General features: G+C 35.1%; 18 protein-coding genes. All 18 read right to left on the minus strand.

Going from position 1 to position 18,485, the window contains the following annotated elements; genetic code table 11:
* Positions 1-352 precede the first annotated feature (352 nt).
* The 18 genes from EPK97_RS18940 to atpD all read right to left on the minus strand — a co-directional run bounded on the left by EPK97_RS18940 (position 353) and on the right by atpD (position 18,483).
* Positions 353-610: a pro-sigmaK processing inhibitor BofA family protein gene (locus EPK97_RS18940; RefSeq protein WP_162038203.1), complete on the minus strand. Its 258-nt coding sequence runs from the start codon at positions 608-610 to the stop codon at positions 353-355.
* Positions 611-622: 12 nt separating this feature from the next.
* Positions 623-877, minus strand: a complete 255-nt coding sequence (locus EPK97_RS18945) for a DUF2508 family protein (protein WP_162038204.1) — start codon at positions 875-877, stop codon at positions 623-625.
* A 212-nt stretch (positions 878-1,089) separates the two neighbouring features.
* On the minus strand, positions 1,090-2,421 hold the full coding sequence (gene murA / locus EPK97_RS18950; RefSeq protein ID WP_162038205.1) for a UDP-N-acetylglucosamine 1-carboxyvinyltransferase: 1,332 nt from the start codon (positions 2,419-2,421) through the stop codon (positions 1,090-1,092).
* Between the two features lie 156 nt (positions 2,422-2,577).
* Complete coding sequence (locus EPK97_RS18955) at positions 2,578-2,814, minus strand: DUF1146 domain-containing protein (protein ID WP_162038206.1); 237 nt, start codon at positions 2,812-2,814, stop codon at positions 2,578-2,580.
* 15 nt (positions 2,815-2,829) lie between these two features.
* Positions 2,830-5,601, minus strand: coding sequence for a S8 family serine peptidase (locus EPK97_RS18960; RefSeq protein ID WP_162038207.1), 2,772 nt, complete (start codon positions 5,599-5,601; stop codon positions 2,830-2,832).
* A gap of 341 nt (positions 5,602-5,942) precedes the next feature.
* Positions 5,943-7,481, minus strand: coding sequence for an NADH-quinone oxidoreductase subunit N (locus EPK97_RS18965; protein WP_162038208.1), 1,539 nt, complete (start codon positions 7,479-7,481; stop codon positions 5,943-5,945).
* Between the two features lie 3 nt (positions 7,482-7,484).
* A complete protein-coding gene (locus EPK97_RS18970) occupies positions 7,485-9,083 on the minus strand; it encodes a complex I subunit 4 family protein (protein WP_162038209.1) in 1,599 nt (532 codons plus the stop codon).
* Positions 9,084-10,949, minus strand: coding sequence for an NADH-quinone oxidoreductase subunit L (nuoL, locus tag EPK97_RS18975; protein WP_162038210.1), 1,866 nt, complete (start codon positions 10,947-10,949; stop codon positions 9,084-9,086). It abuts the gene before it with no gap.
* Between the two features lie 277 nt (positions 10,950-11,226).
* Positions 11,227-11,529, minus strand: a complete 303-nt coding sequence (nuoK, locus tag EPK97_RS18980) for an NADH-quinone oxidoreductase subunit NuoK (RefSeq protein WP_162038211.1) — start codon at positions 11,527-11,529, stop codon at positions 11,227-11,229.
* Positions 11,530-11,534: 5 nt separating this feature from the next.
* Positions 11,535-12,059, minus strand: coding sequence for an NADH-quinone oxidoreductase subunit J (locus EPK97_RS18985; protein WP_162038212.1), 525 nt, complete (start codon positions 12,057-12,059; stop codon positions 11,535-11,537).
* Positions 12,060-12,061: 2 nt separating this feature from the next.
* On the minus strand, positions 12,062-12,529 hold the full coding sequence (nuoI, locus tag EPK97_RS18990; protein ID WP_162038213.1) for an NADH-quinone oxidoreductase subunit NuoI: 468 nt from the start codon (positions 12,527-12,529) through the stop codon (positions 12,062-12,064).
* A 26-nt stretch (positions 12,530-12,555) separates the two neighbouring features.
* A complete protein-coding gene (nuoH, locus tag EPK97_RS18995) occupies positions 12,556-13,557 on the minus strand; it encodes an NADH-quinone oxidoreductase subunit NuoH (protein ID WP_162038214.1) in 1,002 nt (333 codons plus the stop codon).
* Positions 13,557-14,657 carry an NADH-quinone oxidoreductase subunit D gene (locus EPK97_RS19000; RefSeq protein WP_162038215.1) on the minus strand — a complete coding sequence of 367 codons (1,101 nt, stop codon included), beginning with the start codon at positions 14,655-14,657 and terminating at the stop codon, positions 13,557-13,559. The genes nuoH and EPK97_RS19000 overlap by 1 nt, the downstream gene beginning before the upstream one ends.
* Before the next feature lie 8 nt (positions 14,658-14,665).
* On the minus strand, positions 14,666-15,241 hold the full coding sequence (locus tag EPK97_RS19005; protein WP_162038216.1) for an NADH-quinone oxidoreductase subunit C: 576 nt from the start codon (positions 15,239-15,241) through the stop codon (positions 14,666-14,668).
* On the minus strand, positions 15,238-15,756 hold the full coding sequence (locus EPK97_RS19010) for a NuoB/complex I 20 kDa subunit family protein (RefSeq protein ID WP_162038217.1): 519 nt from the start codon (positions 15,754-15,756) through the stop codon (positions 15,238-15,240). The genes EPK97_RS19005 and EPK97_RS19010 overlap by 4 nt, the downstream gene beginning before the upstream one ends.
* Positions 15,741-16,112 (minus strand): NADH-quinone oxidoreductase subunit A, encoded by a 372-nt coding sequence (locus tag EPK97_RS19015; RefSeq protein WP_162038218.1) that lies wholly within the window; start codon positions 16,110-16,112, stop codon positions 15,741-15,743. Before EPK97_RS19015 ends, EPK97_RS19010 begins: the two co-directional genes overlap by 16 nt.
* A gap of 504 nt (positions 16,113-16,616) precedes the next feature.
* Positions 16,617-17,021, minus strand: a complete 405-nt coding sequence (locus EPK97_RS19020) for a F0F1 ATP synthase subunit epsilon (protein ID WP_162038219.1) — start codon at positions 17,019-17,021, stop codon at positions 16,617-16,619.
* A gap of 55 nt (positions 17,022-17,076) precedes the next feature.
* Positions 17,077-18,483, minus strand: coding sequence for a F0F1 ATP synthase subunit beta (gene atpD, locus EPK97_RS19025; RefSeq protein ID WP_162038220.1), 1,407 nt, complete (start codon positions 18,481-18,483; stop codon positions 17,077-17,079).
* Between the last annotated feature and the right edge of the window lie 2 nt (positions 18,484-18,485).

The following is an 18,485-nucleotide window of genomic DNA, read 5'->3' on the forward strand; positions in this document are numbered from 1 at the left end:
CTTTGTTACATGTTATATCCGGGTTCCCAAAAGTTTAAAACTTTTGAGCTATTTGTTTGGATTCCTGAAAATCTTTCAGGTCTCCTTAAGTTCACTCGTTATTCAGTTTTCAAGGTGCAAAGAATGCCTTATTATCAAGCATTTTCTTTTGTTTTTGTCGTCCGTCTCAGCGGCGACTTGATAAATATAACACATATAAAACTATCATGTCAACACTTTTTATTTTTTTCTTTCAGAACATAAAAAACCTTTCTAGTCACTGAGCTCAGCTACGATTATGACAAATTTAAAGTTCATTTTAAATACTATAATATAGTATAATTTTGTTTCTAAAGAAGAGAGGTAACTATTTTCATATGATTAAGAACTTTACACCTATTACTCCTAACAATCCAGGAACCCCCAACAGACTACTTGTAATAATAACTACATAATTAATCGATAAAAAATCACCTTCTACTATTAAATTAACTATATAAATAAAAATAGCAGAAGTAATAATATTTATTAATACATAATTCATCCATTTTGAAACTTTCTGATAGTTTATAACTCCCAAAATTAGTAAAAAAACAACAAATACAATAATTAGGTACGATATAAATCCCATTTTAATCCCCCGTTATTTTTTCTTTTCTTCCAACTTAGTAATCTGTAACTCCTTAGCCTGTCTTAATAACATTTCATACCTTTTTTCCGCTGCCTCCAATGAAAATATAGCAAAATCAATCTCGTCCTTATCAACAGCGTAATTAAACTTTTTACCTGCTGCAATCCAATCCTGTTTAGCTTGTTCTATTTCCTCATAAATTGATATCACACTATTATCTACTACATTGGTGCTACGTTTGCTTAGATACTGCTGTAAACTCGTCATAAAAAACCTCCTTAGGTTATCATTCTCTCGGGAAGCATAGTTAATATAATATATAAATTAAAACTATAAATTAGAACTTCATAGTCCAAATTAAATCAACTCCAAATCAAAAAACGATATTAAAACATTAGTGAAAAGTTGAAATTGTACGCAAAAAAAGCCACCTAATGGTGACTTTTATAAATATAAGTAGTGATATTATGAATATATGATTATGCCAATGTAGGTTGAATAGGCAGTACACGTTCAATCTTTGTATTTAGATCGTGTACTTCCACATTTTCCTGATATTGAACCCTGCCAATATCTGCACCTAACTGTTTTAATTTTTCAGTTACACTTACATACCCACGATCTATATGATGAATATCAGAAATTATTGTCTCCCCTTCAGCTGCTAACCCTGCTAAAATCAATGCTGCACCTGCTCTTAAATCTGTGGCATTAACTTTAGCACCAATTAATTTAGTATTCCCATTTACTACCGCTGTTTGTCCCTCTACTTTAATTTTCGCATTCATTCGTTCAAATTCAGATACATGCATGAAACGATTTTCAAATAAAGACTCAGAGACAATACTTGTTCCATCTGAAATCATTAATAAGCTCATCATTTGAGATTGCATATCCGTAGGAAATCCTGGATAAGGTAATGTTTTCAAGTCTACAGCCTTTAATGTAGCTGGGGCAGAGACTTTTATTCCTTTTTCGGTAATAAGAATAGTGGTTCCCATTTCTTCCAACTTTGAAATGACAGGTGTTAAATGATCTTCAATTGCACCTTCTATAAAAATGTTTCCTCTGGTAATAGCTGCTGCAATCATATATGTACCTGCTTCAATACGATCAGGGATCACTGTATGATCCACACCTGATAACTGTTGCACACCTTCTATTCTAATCATTCCTGTACCTGCACCTCGAACCTTCGCTCCCATTCCATTTAAGAAGTTTGCTAAATCAACAATCTCTGGTTCTTTGGCAGCATTTTCAATGATTGTAGTACCATCAGCTAGTGTAGCAGCCATCATGATATTCTCAGTTGCTCCGACACTAGGAACATCTAAATATATTTTAGCACCTTTTAATCTCCCGTTAGATCTAGCCTCAATAAAACCTTGCCCAAATTCAATCTGAGCACCCATGGCTTCAAAACCCTTTAAATGCTGATCTATGGGACGCGTGCCTATTGCACATCCTCCAGGTAAGGATATTTTAGCATAACCTTCACGACCTAATAATGAGCCAGCAACTAAAAAGGAGGCTCTCATTTTGCGTACCAATTCGTAAGGTGCTTCATGTGCTTTTACTTGTTTAGCATCAACTGTTAAAACTTCATTCTCATACTGAATATTTATCCCCATTGCCTCTAATACTTTAGCTATGGTAAAAACATCATCAAGAGGAGGAACATCGCGAATTACACTTACTCCATCTTTTGCTAAAATTGAGGCAGCTATAATAGGTAATACAGCGTTTTTGGCACCGCTTATTTTGACTTTACCAGATAATGGTATGCCTCCGCGGACGATTATTTTTTCCATTGTTTGGCCTCCGCGCATCAATAATATAGTCTGCAATCTTTACAATTTTACACTACTATCCAATTTGTTACAACTAACTTTTATTTCCTTTTTTGTTGTCGAGTAATCATTTATTTTACATTGTTCGCATTTGTAGCTAATGTTATTCTGTTACACTCATTGAAATAAATATTTTATTGCAAGGGACCAGTTATAATACTGAATGATAAAATTTCCTAGCTGATTACCAATCACAATTGTAATGATGACCTTTAACAATTTGGCTTCAAAGCTTTCCGGGTTTTTCATGAAAATATCAAATCGAAAAGATTGCAGCACTTTCCAGCACAATAAAATACTTAACAATACAATAACTATATTCGTAATATTGTTTACAACTGCTTCCATCAACATGAAGCATTACATCTCCTAATCTAATAACAAATTATATATTAATGTAGCAAATTCAGCACGACTTGTCTCATTTTCAGGTCTAAATGTACCATCATTATAACCACTTATAATTCCATTCAATTTTAATTGCGTTAAAATACCCGATGCCCAATACCCTTGAGGTATATCACTAAAAGGAATTTCACCTTCAACACCTTCTATATCAAGAGCATTTGCAATAATTTTTGCTGCTTCAACTCTGTTTAAATTATCGTTAGGAGCAAACGTTCCATCAGTATAACCACTGATTAAACCAGCTTGATTAGCTAATAATATAGGTTCATATGCCCAATATTTATTAGTTATATCTATAAATGGTGATGAAGTCGGTTCTACTCCAGTTAGCTCCATCGCCCTTACGACCATAGTGATTGCTTCGGCACGTGTAATATTCTCATTTGGAAGAAACCTTCCATCAACTCCGTTGACTACCCCCTGCTCCCAAAGTTCTTTAATTTCTTCTTTAGCCCAGTGTGTTTCAATATCTGTAAAAATGGTGTCAATATTTCTCTCTGTAACTTTTAATGAATACATTTGATAGTCAAAAGCCTGATCTGATGCAAGTTTGACATAATAAGTACCCGCATTTAAACCCTCTAATTGTTTATTGATGTTCGTTTGTCCTTCGTTTGTAGTAAGAAATACTAAGCTCTGTGTCGAATTTAACACACTTAATGTAACATTTCTATCTTGTGGCAATTGACCTAAATCAATACTTATGTCACTTGTTTCATCAATGCTAAATGAAAACCAGTCTTCGTCTGTTCCATGATCAAAAACTCCATTAAGTTCTATATTCAAATCTAGTTTTGTAGTTTGATATGCTTTATCATTAGGTTCATTTGCATCAACGAATGTAGGAAGATAAGTCACTTGAAAAAGATAATTACCTATAATGGGTAAGGACTCCATACCTTCTTCCTCATAGTTCTGTACTTGAAAATAATATTTCCCAGGTAATACAGAACCAGAATAAAATTCAGCTTCTCCAGCATTTCCTCTATCTATAAAAAGAGAGGTGCCATCCGGCTTTTGCAGTATTAATTGTGGATCCATACGATTCGTATCTGTAGATAATTCGATTCTTAAGTTCCCTTCTTGTACAACCTCTAGTACATACCAATCTTTATCGCTATCTTGATGAAATGTACCTAAAATATTTTCTCCCGTTTCCGGTAAAACAAATGCTGTAGCTTGAGTATCATTATCTTCATATAAATCCGCCTCGATTACAAATTGCGAAGTAAATTCATATGGCAACAAGTCATGATTTGTTTGATCTTTATACCTTAATTGAATATAACCCTTTTGATCTTTTTTTACTGGTAATGATATAGGCTGTGATAAATCATAAACGGAAACTTCCTCATTAAAATGATAGATCAATTCAACATCCACTACATCAACTTCCCCTGTTAAAGTTGATTCAAATTCAAATTTTAAATTTCCATCGTATAAACTATCTAAATAAAACCAATCCTCATCACTTTCTCCTGTTAAAGCACCAGTCATCATCGCGTCCATTTGAAGCGGCTTCGCCTCATCTTTACTATTATTATCTTCATAAATATCTTCAATAGCTGGTTCAACTAAAGCTGAATCAACTCTTAACAATCCATACCCAGTGTGTTCATCCCATCCACTGTTGTATACATCTTCCGCAGTTTGTCTAATTAAGTTCCTAATTTGAGCAGGCTCCAATTCAGGATATTGAGACCAGATTAGCGCTGCTGCTGCTGCAACCTGAGGAGCAGCCATAGAAGTTCCAACATTATAAGTGTAACTTCCACCAAGCCCTGTGGTATAAACCTTCCAAGGTGCTACTACATCAATCTCTTGTCCAAAATTTGATTTCTCAGGGATGGTCTTATCATTATATAAGCCACCCACTGCTAAAACTGTAGGATAGGCAGCTGGATATTGAATTGAGTGCTGCCCATCATTACCAGATGCAGCTACAACTAATACTCCATGATTCTCTGCATATTGAACGATTTCTTGTAAATAAGGTGAAGCACTATGTAATCCCAACGATAATACTACAATTTGTGCTCCATTCTCTACCGCATATTGAATACCTTCTCCAAGATCAGTTTCATTACCTTTCCCTTGTTCATCCAATGCTTTAATCGGCATGATTTGAGCATTCCAAAGTATACCTGACACTCCAATTACATTATTTCCAGAAGCTCCAACAATTCCAGCCACGTTTGTTCCATGTCCGTTATCATCTTGTGGAGGAACACTTTCATCTAGAATATTTATACCTTCTACTAAATTATCTATTAAATCGGGATGATGCAAGTCAATCCCTGTATCAACAATTGCTATTTTTATTGCAGTATTTTCATTCGTAATATCCCATGCTTCAACAGCACCAATATTCGCTAAATAAGACTGTTGTGATATAAATTCATCATTTGGCGCAGAGGAAACTTCAACTGTATGGTTTACCTGAAAATACTGAACATGCGAAGATGCATTTAAACTAGACAACCATAAATGTATATTTTCACCTTGATTTGGTCTCAATACACTAATGTTAAAGTCAGCATACTCTTCAATCACTTCACTTTTTGATAAAATTTGCTCATCCTTTTCATCAATCCATCTAATAATCCAGCTTTGATCAGCATGATATTCAGATGATTGCGCATAAATATAGCTCTGCGTATATATAGTTTGTACAACTAATGTTGCAAATAGAAAAGAGACTATTACAAATGCATTTGTTATATATTTTTTCATGATTGTCCCTATCCTTTGTTTTATATTTATAATCTATAAACTAAATCTATCATTTTTTATATCATTAATAAAGTAAATCTTTCTATATTTTTTATTTAACTTAAATGGAAAATAATTCTGGATGGCCAATGGAAGAGTTTTTTTATAGAAATAAAAAAAATCACCCCTACATCATCAAGTTATACTTTAAACTTTCAAAATCATAACTTGATATTATGAGAGGTGAAAATAATATGAGAAATGTAAGAAAATCACTTATTGACGACACATATGATTCCCGTCAAATTCTCCACTATTTCAAAATTTGTTTATGGAAGATATATGACAAAACTTACACCTTACTATCTGATAAAAAAGTCTATCCCGATTGAAAAGATGTTGTTGATGTAGCTTAAAACATATTGAGGGAAGAACCCAAGAATAATCGTAACCACAGTGCTAATCCATATTGTAATAGATATAGGAGCTGTTAGTTTTAACTTATTCGAACCTGCTTCAAAATTTGTTCGCATAAACATTTGACGAATAATAGAAAAATAATAATAAAAGGATATAACACTGGTAAGAATCATAACGATCGCTAACCAATAAACTTTGACTTGCAATGCAGCTAATAAAATAAATATCTTACCGATAAATCCTCCTGTAACAGGTAATCCAGCAAGTGACAAAAGAAGGATCACAACCGCAAATGCTGTATATGGAGCTCGATAATATAAACCTGCAAATCCTTTTAGCTCATCATTCCCAGTAGTCCTTTCAATTGCCATCAACACTGCAAATGCGCCAAGGTTCATAAACAAATAAGCAATTAAATAAAAATACAGTTCAGAAAAATTAGATGAATGTGGAACTTGACTATGTAATCCAATTCCAATAGGAACTAATAAGTATCCTGCATTCGCTACACCAGAATAAGCTAAAAGACGTTTCACATTTCGTTGTTTTAATGCTAATGCATTTCCTAAAATCATTGCAGTAGCAGCAATGATTAAAATGATCATAAACAGGTCAATAAAGATTGGACTCTGCTCTTGTCCCCCAACTCCGTAATAAACTAAATATACCAATCTAAATAACATCGCAAAACCAGCCGCTTTGGAAACGGTAGCTAAATATGCGGTTACAGGTGTTGCTGCTCCTTGATATACATCTGCTGCCCACGTATGAAAAGGAGCTGCAGCAATTTTAGTCCCTAATCCTGCAATGATTAACATGAAACTAACAAAGATCATCAACTCAAAGGAACTATCGCTGAATTGCAATGCTTGATTAATTTCAGTTAAATTTGTACTACCTGACAGACCATATAAAAATGACATTCCGTATAGTATGAACGCTGAAGCTATACCTCCAACGACTATATATTTAAATGCGGCTTCATTTGTCTTCGTATTCCCTTTCCTTATCCCTACCATAATATAAGAAGTGATACTAAGTAACTCAAGACCAACGTATAAAGTAATTAAGTCTCCTGAGGATGCCATAATCATAGCACCTAATGTCGCAGGTAAAAATAAATAATAATATTCTCCTCTGTGATGAATGTCTTCCTTTTTAATGGAGCCAATACTCATGAAGAGAATGAAGATCGTTCCGACAAGGAATATCAGTTTAAATAAATTTGCAAAATCGTCTACTCGATAACTTAGATTTAATAATTGTACAGGAACTAATGGATCCTCTGAAAGATTCAACAATCGCATATAATAAATGACAAATGCGGTTGAAATCATAAGAGATACAATCGATAACCACCCTAATATCGTACGATTTACCTTGTTAGGTAATATCAAATCTAAAACCGATATGATGACTGCAGCGATGACTAACGTGAGCTCTGGTGATAAATATACTAAATCAGATAATTGAAGACGCATTGGTTAACCCCCCATCTTCGTGATTATACTTAGAATCGTTTCTTGCATCGGTTCAATTAAAACAGCAGGATATATTCCTAGAAGAAGAATAAAAGCAACCAAAGCAATCATTGGAACAGCTTCAACTAATCTTGCTTCATTCATCTTGGTATATTGTGCTGGCAATGACCCAAATGTCATTCTCAATACCCCTCGCAACACATAAACGGCTGTTAACACAATTCCAAGTGTACCTATGACAGTAACAATTGGCATCGTATCAAACAATCCTACAAAAGCTAAAAACTCACTGATGAAACCTGATAAACCTGGCAAACCTAGGGAAGCCATACCGGCAATTAACAAAATTCCACTTATAAATGGAATGGATTTGGCTAAACCGCCCAATTCATCAAGCTTTGTAGTTTGTGTGCGTTCGTAAATACTACCGACAATTAAGAACATTAATGCCGATATAAAACCATGTGAAACTAATTGATATACCGCTCCTTGCATTCCAGCCACATTAAATGCCGCAATACCAAGAAGCACAATGCCCATATGACTTATACTTGAATAGGCCAAAATCAGCTTGAATTCATTTTGTACAAATGCCAATATGGCACCGTACAATATATTTATTATTCCTAGTATTGCTAAAACATAAGCCCATTCTTTAGCTTGCTCTGGAAATAATACAACGCCAAAACGAATGAGACCATATGCACCCATTTTAAGCAGTAAGCCAGAGTGAATCATAACAATGGATGGAGGTGCTTCTGTATGTACCCTTAACATCCAAGTATGGAACGGGAATATCGGTAGTTTAATTCCAAATGCCACAAGCAACATAATGAATATAAACCATCTCATGTTTTCACTTAAATAAAATATAGTACCTTCAAGATTAACTAGAGACTGTGTGTTGTTTAACTGATCTGATATGACACCAACATCAGATGTATATCTCAATAAATTAGAAGCTTCATCAAAATAAAAACCTGCAGTATTAATTAATATCAATATCGCTATCAACATGATAGCAGAACCAACACCATTGTAAATTAAAAACTTATTTGCAGCTCGCTCTCGATCCTTGTAACCCCATATCCCAATTAAGAAAAACATCGGGATTAAAGTAATTTCAAAGAAGATAAAAAATAACATTAAATCTTTTGCAAAGAAAACACCCAATATACCTACTTCAAGAAGTAAGAACAAAATATAAAAGGTCTTCCATCTTTTTTTAATATATACAGAAGCGAGTGCTGCCATTAAACAAACTAAAGCAGTTAAAAATGCTAATGCTAACGATAAACCATCTACACCCATTAAATAATTAAATTCGTAAGCATAGTCAATATTTGCTGTACCAGATGGTGATATTAATTCACTATTTAATGGTATTTCTAAAAACTTCATTTCTTCTGTAAACTGCATGCCAGAAGAGGTGTTATCAAACTGTATATATAATAAAGCTGACAATATCAATGTTAATATCGTTGTAGCTATAGCAACCCATCTAATCGCTTTCCCATTTTGACCTGGAATAAACAACATAATCAATATACCTATCAAAGGAGAAAATGTGATTAAGGAGAGTAAAGGTAAGTTTTCTAACATTTAAAAATACCTCCTTCCTAGCATAGCTGCGATAATAATGATAAATCCAATCAATGTAACTAAACCATAAGTTTGTACTTGTCCATTCTGTACCTTAGTACTCGTTCTACCTGTCTCCAAAACAATATTGGCAGTTAATTTAACTAATCCATCCACGATAAATCGATCAATTGTATTTAGAATCAGACCCAATACACGTAATGGTTTCACAATGGTCCATTCATATATCTCGTCTATATAATATCGATTGGCTAGTAAATGATAAGCCCAGTTTCTTGAATTTCCGTTTTGAGAAACTGATTTTTCACCAAACATGATCCAACCTGATACAATACCTGCGACAGCTACTAAGGTGGATAAAATCATGACAATCCAATTCGTATGTTCTTCGACTACATCACCTGTTAACCATTCACCTAACCAAGGACTTAATGGTGTAAACACAAAACCTGAAATGACAGCTAGTATGCATAAAACAATGAGTGGTAACGTCATCACTATAGGTGATTCTTTTGGAGCATCCGATGAACGATTATTTCCCATAAAAGCAATCTTAAACAATCTCGTCATATAAAATGCAGTGAAAAATGCTGCAGTGATACCAATGACAAACAAGACAATGTTGTCATGATACGCTTCTGTTAAGATCGCATCCTTAGACCAAAAACCTGATAACGGGAAAATACCAGACAATGCTAAAGCCCCGATAGCAAAAGTTATTGTCGTAATCTTCATCGTTTTCCAAATGCCGCCCATTTCTCTAATATCTTGTTTATGCAATGCATGTATTACACTACCTGCTCCTAGGAAGAGAAGCGCTTTGAAAAATGCATGTGTAAATAAATGAAAAACTCCTGCTGTGTAAGCTCCGATTCCAAGTGCCATCATCATATATCCTAATTGGCTGACAGTAGAATAAGCCAAAATACGTTTAAAATCATTTTGAGCAATCGCAATCGTTGCTGCAAATATCGCAGTAAAGCCACCTACATAAGCTACAACCTCCATTGCTATGGAAGAAGCTAGGAAGATATCATAAGTACGTGCTACTAAATACACACCTGCAGCAACCATTGTAGCTGCATGGATCAAAGCACTAATTGGCGTAGGACCTTCCATCGCATCTGGCAACCAAGTATGTAATGGAAATTGACCTGATTTCCCCATTGCCCCAACAAATATTAAAATTGCGATTGTGGTGATAACCCACGCTTCAATTGGAATGCTGTTTGTACTAAACGCATTATGTATATCTGTAAAATCTAGAGAATGATTTGGCATATACCAGAATAACATTAAGATCGCGATAAATAACCCTACATCCCCAACTCTGGTAACAATAAAAGCTTTTTTCGCCGCAGCTTTAGCTGATTCTTTTTCATACCAAAATCCAATAAGTAAAAAGGAACAAACACCTACCAGTTCCCAGAAAATATACAACTCAAGTAAGTTTACAGATATAACAAGCCCTAACATAGAGAATGTAAATAATGATATATAACTATAAAATACCGTTATTCTATTATCATCCTTCATATATGCTTTTGAATATAAATTGACTAATAAACTAACGAGGGTGACAACGATTAACATCATCGCGTTTAAATTATTTATTTCAAACCCTAATCGAATAGAGATATTACCAAATGACAGCCAATCAAACTCATTCCAAGTGTAAGCATCCATGGTCCCATTCAGACGTTCAAGTAAAACTAGAAATGCAAATATAAATGAGAGTAGTGCAAATCCAATGCTGATGTAAGCACTCCATTTATTTCCTTGCTTACCAATTGCAATCAGTATAACAAAAGCAATCAGTGGAAAGAGTGGTATAAGCCAAGCTAATTGAGAGAATACCGATTCCATAGTACCCTTCCTTTCCTTTAATATTAATTCCTGTTCAAAAAGTTCAGTTTTCAGCACCAAGAAGGTGACATGAACCTGCAGAAGCTGGAGCGGAGTGTAGAGTATTTCTACATGAGCACCGGACTTCAAAGGTGAATGTCAAATTCGACGTCGAGTAGACCTCCTCGAGATACTTCGTGATCACTACTTAAAACCAGTCACTTCCATGTGACTAATGTAGTACCAGCACGTCCTATGCTGGCAAAAGGGGACTTTTTGAACAACCTTTATATCCTAGTTATTTTTTCAATGAATTCATTTCAGTAACATTTGCCGTTGCTTTATTCCGATACAATGCAATTAAAATGGCTATACCAACTGCCGCTTCAGCTGCAGCAATCGTGATATTAAACAATGAAAAAATTTGCCCGTTTAAGGAAGGATTTATTCCAAATTTCGCAAAAGCAATCAAATTCAGATTTACTGCGTTTAACATCAATTCAATACATAATAATACGATAACCGCATTCTTTTTTGACAATGCACCATAGAGGCCGATCACAAACAACACAGCAGCTAATGTAAGATAAGAAGAAATCATGTTGTTTAATCCTCCTCCCTTTTAGCCACAACGATGGCTCCGATGAAAGCTACCGTTAATAACACAGATACCAATTCAAAAGGAATGACATGCTTAGTAAAAAGCTCAATTCCTATCATTTTTGTATTGTCTTCAGTAGAAGTAAATTCTTGAATCGGAAAAACTGCATCTTGAATCGCTAAATATAAAATGACAAAAAAACCAATGCTTCCCACGAGCAATAATACGTTATGCAAAGGTCTTTTCGGCTCATCATTTTGTTTTTCATGTTTCGTCATCATAATTCCAAAAATCATTAATATCGTCATTGCACCTGCATAAATTAAAATTTGTACAAAGGCTAAAAACTCCGCATCAAGCATAACGTATAAACCTGCAAGGCTGATAAAAGTAGTAGCAAGAGCAATAACCATATGGACAACTCTTTGGAGATTTATTAAAAAAACTGCGCCTATAATAATGAGCATGGAAAAAATGATAAATAATAAGTTTTCTCCATTCAATAAAAAATCTATAAAATTCTCCAGCATAACTACTTCTCCTCCTTCTTCGCCTTGGATGGGATGGATTTTGGTTGTAAATTAATACTGTTTTCTTTTCTGACATTAGTATTGTTATCATTTAACCATTCCATATTTTTAAACAGATCATCCCGACTATAAGTTGCTAATTCAAAATTATTAGTCATAACAATGGCTTCTGTGGGACAGACCTCTGTACATAAATCACATAAAATACAAATTTCAAAGTTGATATCGTAGGTGTCAATTACCTTCCCTTTTTTCTCGGGGTCAGGATTTTTCTTACCTATAAGATCAATACAATCTGTTGGGCATATATTCATACACTGATTACACACGATACATTTTTCAGGATCAAAATGCTGCACACCACGAAAACGATCGGGCATCTGTAAAGGAACATCAGGATATTGATGAGTTATTTTTTTCTTCGTGAGATTTTTTAAGGTAACACCCATTCCTTTAACTATACCTTTCAACGGTTTCACCTCATTTCAAAGTTGCATTATTTAAATATTTCTATAAAAATTGTCGTTACAAATATATTAACCAAAGCCAAAGGTAATAAAACCTTCCAACCTAATGCCATTAAGTGATCCACTCTTATTCTTGGCAACGTTGCCCGAATCCAAAATAGGAAAAAAACGATGGATGAAAATTTTAAAATAAACCATATTATTCCTGGGATAAAATCAAGAAATGGCAGTGGAGAATGCCAACCACCTAAGAATAAAATTGTTGTTAGTGCTGCAATAGCATACACATATACATATTCAGCTAGCATAAAAAAAGCAAATCTAAAACCACTGTATTCTACATGATAACCTGCGACTAATTCTGATTCTGCCTCAGGCAAATCAAATGGAGTACGATTTAGCTCTGAAACCGCAGCAATAATAAATATAATAAACCCTACGATTTGTGGAAGAATATTCCAATTCCAAAAACCGCCAGCTTGACCTTCTACGATGGTATTCAAGCTTAAACTTCCACTTAAAAGAATAACCCCAACTACGGACATGACTAAAGGGACTTCATAACTAATCATCTGAGCAGCTGAACGCATACCGCCCAACAATGAATATTTGTTATTTGAAGCCCACCCACCCAGTAGTATCCCGATTGTTGAAATACTGGATAAAGCAAAATAGTATAATAACCCTACATTTAAATCTGCAAATTGCAATTTTGCTGTGTAAGGAATCGTAGCCAACACTACAAACGCTGGTACAAACGTAATGACAGGGGCTATGATAAAAAGAAACCGATCTGCCTTTTTCGGAATTGTATCCTCTTTGATCAACAACTTTAATACATCCGCAACCGTTTGAAATAAACCCAGTGGTCCAACACGGTTAGGTCCTTTTCTCAATTGAATCCAACCTATCACTTTACGTTCAAAATAAATGGCATAGGTTACAAAACCAAGTACAACTAAAAGAAGAACAGCAGACCATAATAAAAACCAACTAAAACTAGACAATGTTAGTTCCTGGAGCAGATCCATTAGCCATCTACCTCCCCTAATACAATATCAATACCACCTAGTATCGTGACTAAGTTTGTCATGGTTTCACCAACTAGTAATTTAGGTAAAATTTGCAGGTTTACAAATGAAGGTCTTCTAAACTTTAAACGATAAGGTTGTGGTTTTTTCTTAGATACAATATGACAACCAATTTCTCCTCTAGGAGATTCAATACGTGTATAAACTTCTCCTTCTGGAGGTCTGATTACTCTTGGTACCTTCGCCATAATTTTCCCATCTTCAGGAAACTGTTCTACAGCTTGTTCCAAAATACGCAAGCTTTGTTTGATTTCTTCAAATCGAACTAAGTACCTAGCATAGCAGTCCCCTTCTGTTTGAACAGGAACATCAAACTCAAAACGATCATATATACTGTATGGCTGGTTTTTACGAAGATCAAACTTTACCCCAGTTGATCTTAAATTAGCACCACTTAGGCCATACTCTATTGCGGTTTGCGCGTCGTATGTCCCAACACCTTTAACTCTAGCTAGAAATATTTCATTTCCACTTACTAACTGCTCATATTCATCTAACTTTTCTCTCATATATGGTATGAAATCACGAACTTTGTCAATCCATCCTTCAGGAGCATCCCATTTCACTCCGCCTACTCTCATATAGAAATAAGTAAGTCTGGCACCACATAATTCATTAAACATATTTACGATCAGTTCTCTTTCTCTAAAAGCATAAAGAAATGGACTCATAGCACCGATGTCTAATAAATAAGTTCCCCACCATACTAAATGGCTAGCAATGCGCTGCAACTCCATAACAATTAAACGCAAAAATTCTGCTCTTTCTGGGATTTCAAGATCCATCAAGGTTTCAACTGCATGACATAACACGTAATTGTTTGTCATTGCAGAAACATAGTCCATTCTATCTGTATAAGGGATAACCTGAGTGTATGTTAAATTTTCAGCTAGTTTCTCAGTACCTCTATGTAAATATCCGATAACAGGTGTTGCTTCAGTAATAACTTCTCCATCTAACTTTACGATAATTCTAAAAACACCATGTGTACTCGGATGTTGTGGTCCTACATTTAAAAGTAATTCTTCTGTACGTATCATCTGGTTTGTTACACCTCCGGATCTATTGGTTCATAGTCTTTTCTTAAAGGATGCCCTTCCCAATCATCAGGCATCATGATCCTTGTTAAATTAGGATGACCCGGAAATTGAATACCTAACAAATCATAGATTTCTCTTTCATTCCAGTTCGCCGTATTCCATACAGGTGTGACTGATGGGATAGAAGGATTTTCTCTATCTGCTTTGACTTTAATACAAGCATCGTGTTGGTTGTCTGTTGACATCGATAGTAAATAATAAACAACCTCAAAATATGTCTCATAATCTATACCTGTTACATTACGTAAATAATTTAGTTTTAATGCTTCTGATTCTTTTAGCAACATGGCAGTTTTAACCCAATACGGACTTCGAATCACAATGCACGGCAAGTCCCTATCTAACTCATTAATATAAGCTTCCTCCACAGCATCTTCAGATACATTTGTTTTTATTAACTCAACCAAACGATCTAATCTATCTTGATTTGGTGATGGTTCTACAACTTCTACTGTTTCAGTTTCTTGTAGTTCCTTTTTTGCTTCTTTAGGGTCCATTTCAGTAACTTGTTTTTGATCACTCATACCTCTGTCACCCTTTTCCCCGTTTTTGCTTCGTATTGTATCTTTTCTTGTAATTTATTAATACCATAAATTAAAGCAGCTGGATTAGGAGGGCATCCTGGGATGTATACATCTACAGGAACAATTTGATCTACCCCTTTGACTACAGAGTAGGACTTAATGTATGGACCCCCAGCAGTAGCGCATGAACCCATTGCAATGACCCATTTTGGTTCAGGCATTTGATCATATAAACGTCTTAATAAAGGAGCCATTTTTTTAGTTACTGTACCCGATACAATCATGACATCTGATTGTCTTGGTGAGGTACGGAATATAACTCCAAAACGGTCTAAATCGTAATGAGATGCACCTGTTCCCATCATTTCAATGGCACAACAAGCTAAGCCAAAAGTTAGTGGCCATAAGGAATTACTCCTTGCCCATGCCTTTAACTGCTCTAAGGTACCCATAAACACGTTACGTTGTAATTCTTCTTGTTCCTCTGGTGAGATCTTTGCTAAATCGAGTTCCATTGTAACACCTTCTTTTTCCAAGCGTAAGCTAATCCTACAACTAATAATGATACGAAAATCAACATTTCGACTAAAGCAAAAAGTCCTAGTTTGTCATAAGCAACTGCCCATGGATATAAAAAGACAGTTTCAACATCAAAGATAACGAACATTAAAGCAAATAAATAATAGCGAATGTTGAATCGAACTTGACCTGCACCAACAGGTTCATTCCCACTCTCATATGTGGTGTATTTCTCTTCCGTTGGTTTGTTAGGTCTTAATAACTTACCAAACGTAAGCGCTGCCACAGGCAAGAAAATACCGAGCGCAATAAAAATAGCGACGATAACATAGTTATTGATGTATGTTTCCATCGACTTATGCCCCTCCATTCAATGAAGTCCAATTTATAAGTTTTTCTTATGGACAATTTTATATTCAATAATAAATGTCGTGAACATTATAACAAAAGCTTACATCGAAGTCTATTGTACAATTAATGTATTTTCAAGGAAAACTAATGTTGTTAATCGATAATGCTTCATTACAGATCATGGACATTCATCAATCCAAAAGCTGTTATCTATTTATCATGTACAAACAGTGTGTTTTCAAACAAAAACATCTGTTGAAAAGCATAGATAATACATTACTGCTCTTGTTTTTTTAAAATATATTGATTATTATATTTTCTTATAACGACTATAAAATGTGATGTTTTTCACAATCAACTATGATATAAAAGAGTGAATTTCTCTATACACTATGATGCTTTCGAATATTTTGTGCTTAATCATATAAAATATCACACAAAAATATTCTTCTGATCTTATAGAAAAAACTGCCGACATATGATGTGCGACAGTTTTTACAACATTTTAAAATTGTTTATCAGTAGAACTGATTCGATTGATCGCTTTCTGCAATGCCATCTCTGCACGACGGAAATCATAATCAGCTTTTTTATCAGCCATTCTTCTTTCCGCGCGTTCCTTTGCAGCTTGGGCACGTTCAACATCAATTTCTCCTGCACGTTCTGCAACATCAGCAAGAATAACCACTTTTTCTTTACTTACTTCCATGAAGCCACCATGTACTGCGATGGTTTCTTCATCTTTTCCGGTTTTTACTTTCATTGGTGCAACTTTTAAAGCTGTAACTAACGGAATGTGATTAGGTAAAATCCCTAGCTCACCTTCCACACCTGTGACAACAATCATATTCACGTCCTGAGAATAAACTTTTCTCTCGGGAGTAACGATTTCTAATGTAAAAGTACTCATAACTTCCTCCTACAAGTTTCATTTTTAGAAACTTAGGATTTTTGATTCAACCCTATTATAAAGTTTTGGCTTTTTCCACAGCTTCTTCAATTGTACCAACATACATGAAAGCTGCTTCTGGTAATTCATCATGTTTACCATCTAAAATTTCCTTAAAGCTGCGAACTGTTTCTTTAACTGGTACATAGATACCTTTTATACCTGTAAACTGCTCAGCAACATGGAATGGTTGTGATAAAAATCTTTGAATCTTTCTTGCACGTTGTACTGTTACTTTATCATCTTCAGATAACTCATCCATACCTAAGATGGCAATGATATCTTGAAGTTCTTTATAACGTTGTAAAATTTGTTTAACACCTTGAGCAACTTCATAATGCTCTTGTCCTACAATTTCAGGATTTAGAATACGCGAGCTTGATGCTAGAGGATCTACTGCTGGGAAAATCCCTAACTCAGCAATTTTACGCTCCAAGTTTGTTGTTGCATCCAAGTGAGCAAACGTTGTTGCTGGTGCTGGATCTGTATAATCATCCGCTGGCACATAAATCGCTTGAATGGAAGTTACAGAACCTTTTTTCGTTGAAGTTATACGCTCTTGCAACTGACCCATTTCAGTGGCTAATGTTGGTTGGTAACCTACCGCTGAAGGCATACGCCCAAGTAATGCAGATACCTCAGATCCTGCTTGGGTGAAACGGAAAATATTATCAACAAACAACAATACATCCTTACCTTCTTGGTCACGGTAATGCTCTGCCATTGTCAATCCTGTAAGTGCTACACGTTGACGAGCACCAGGAGGTTCGTTCATCTGTCCAAATACCATTGAAGTTTTTGGAAGAACGCCAGAATCTTTCATTTCGTGATAAAGGTCATTCCCTTCACGCGTACGCTCACCAACACCGGCGAATACAGAGATACCACCGTGTTCCTGTGCGATATTATTGATTAATTCCTGGATCGTAACCGTTTTACCAACACCGGCTCCACCAAACAATCCAATTTTTCCACCTTTTGCGTAAGGAGCTATTAAATCAATAACTTTAATTCCTGTTTCCAAAATTTCTTCTTCAACAGATAGTTCTGTAAACTCAGGTGCTTGTCTGTGAATTGGACTTGAATTTTTGGTTTTAATTGCCCCAGCATTATCAATAGGTTCACCTAATACATTTAACACTCGACCTAATACAGCATCGCCCACTGGAACAGTAATCGGATTACCTGTGTCAACAGCTTCAGTTCCACGAACTAAACCGTCTGTAGAAGACATTGCAACACAACGTGCTACGTTATCACCTAGATGAAGAGATACTTCTACTGTAAGGTTAATATCCTTTTCTCCAGAGGACTCCGCTTTTTTTTCTATTTTAACTGCATTTAGAATTTCAGGTAGGTTGCCACGTTCAAATTCAATATCAACTACGGGACCTGTAACCTGTAAAACGCGCCCTTTGTTCATGC

It is taken from the genome of Chengkuizengella sediminis, from assembly GCF_010078385.1.
Classification (GTDB): domain Bacteria; phylum Bacillota; class Bacilli; order Paenibacillales; family KCTC-33759; genus Chengkuizengella; species Chengkuizengella sediminis.

Excerpts from the sequence above, each read along its gene's own strand:
- EPK97_RS18940 (WP_162038203.1), bottom strand. The coding sequence starts at position 610 with ATGGGATTTATATCGTACCTAATTATTGTATTTGTTGTTTTTTTACTA.
- EPK97_RS18945 (WP_162038204.1), bottom strand. The coding sequence starts at position 877 with ATGACGAGTTTACAGCAGTATCTAAGCAAACGTAGCACCAATGTAGTA.
- murA (WP_162038205.1), bottom strand. The coding sequence starts at position 2,421 with ATGGAAAAAATAATCGTCCGCGGAGGCATACCATTATCTGGTAAAGTC.
- EPK97_RS18955 (WP_162038206.1), bottom strand. The coding sequence starts at position 2,814 with ATGTTGATGGAAGCAGTTGTAAACAATATTACGAATATAGTTATTGTA.
- EPK97_RS18960 (WP_162038207.1), bottom strand. The coding sequence starts at position 5,601 with ATGAAAAAATATATAACAAATGCATTTGTAATAGTCTCTTTTCTATTT.
- EPK97_RS18965 (WP_162038208.1), bottom strand. The coding sequence starts at position 7,481 with ATGCGTCTTCAATTATCTGATTTAGTATATTTATCACCAGAGCTCACG.
- EPK97_RS18970 (WP_162038209.1), bottom strand. The coding sequence starts at position 9,083 with ATGTTAGAAAACTTACCTTTACTCTCCTTAATCACATTTTCTCCTTTG.
- nuoL (WP_162038210.1), bottom strand. The coding sequence starts at position 10,949 with ATGGAATCGGTATTCTCTCAATTAGCTTGGCTTATACCACTCTTTCCA.
- nuoK (WP_162038211.1), bottom strand. The coding sequence starts at position 11,529 with ATGATTTCTTCTTATCTTACATTAGCTGCTGTGTTGTTTGTGATCGGC.
- EPK97_RS18985 (WP_162038212.1), bottom strand. The coding sequence starts at position 12,059 with ATGCTGGAGAATTTTATAGATTTTTTATTGAATGGAGAAAACTTATTA.
- nuoH (WP_162038214.1), bottom strand. The coding sequence starts at position 13,557 with ATGGATCTGCTCCAGGAACTAACATTGTCTAGTTTTAGTTGGTTTTTA.
- EPK97_RS19000 (WP_162038215.1), bottom strand. The coding sequence starts at position 14,657 with ATGATACGTACAGAAGAATTACTTTTAAATGTAGGACCACAACATCCG.
- EPK97_RS19005 (WP_162038216.1), bottom strand. The coding sequence starts at position 15,241 with ATGAGTGATCAAAAACAAGTTACTGAAATGGACCCTAAAGAAGCAAAA.
- EPK97_RS19010 (WP_162038217.1), bottom strand. The coding sequence starts at position 15,756 with ATGGAACTCGATTTAGCAAAGATCTCACCAGAGGAACAAGAAGAATTA.
- EPK97_RS19015 (WP_162038218.1), bottom strand. The coding sequence starts at position 16,112 with ATGGAAACATACATCAATAACTATGTTATCGTCGCTATTTTTATTGCG.
- EPK97_RS19020 (WP_162038219.1), bottom strand. The coding sequence starts at position 17,021 with ATGAGTACTTTTACATTAGAAATCGTTACTCCCGAGAGAAAAGTTTAT.
- atpD (WP_162038220.1), bottom strand. The coding sequence starts at position 18,483 with ATGAACAAAGGGCGCGTTTTACAGGTTACAGGTCCCGTAGTTGATATT.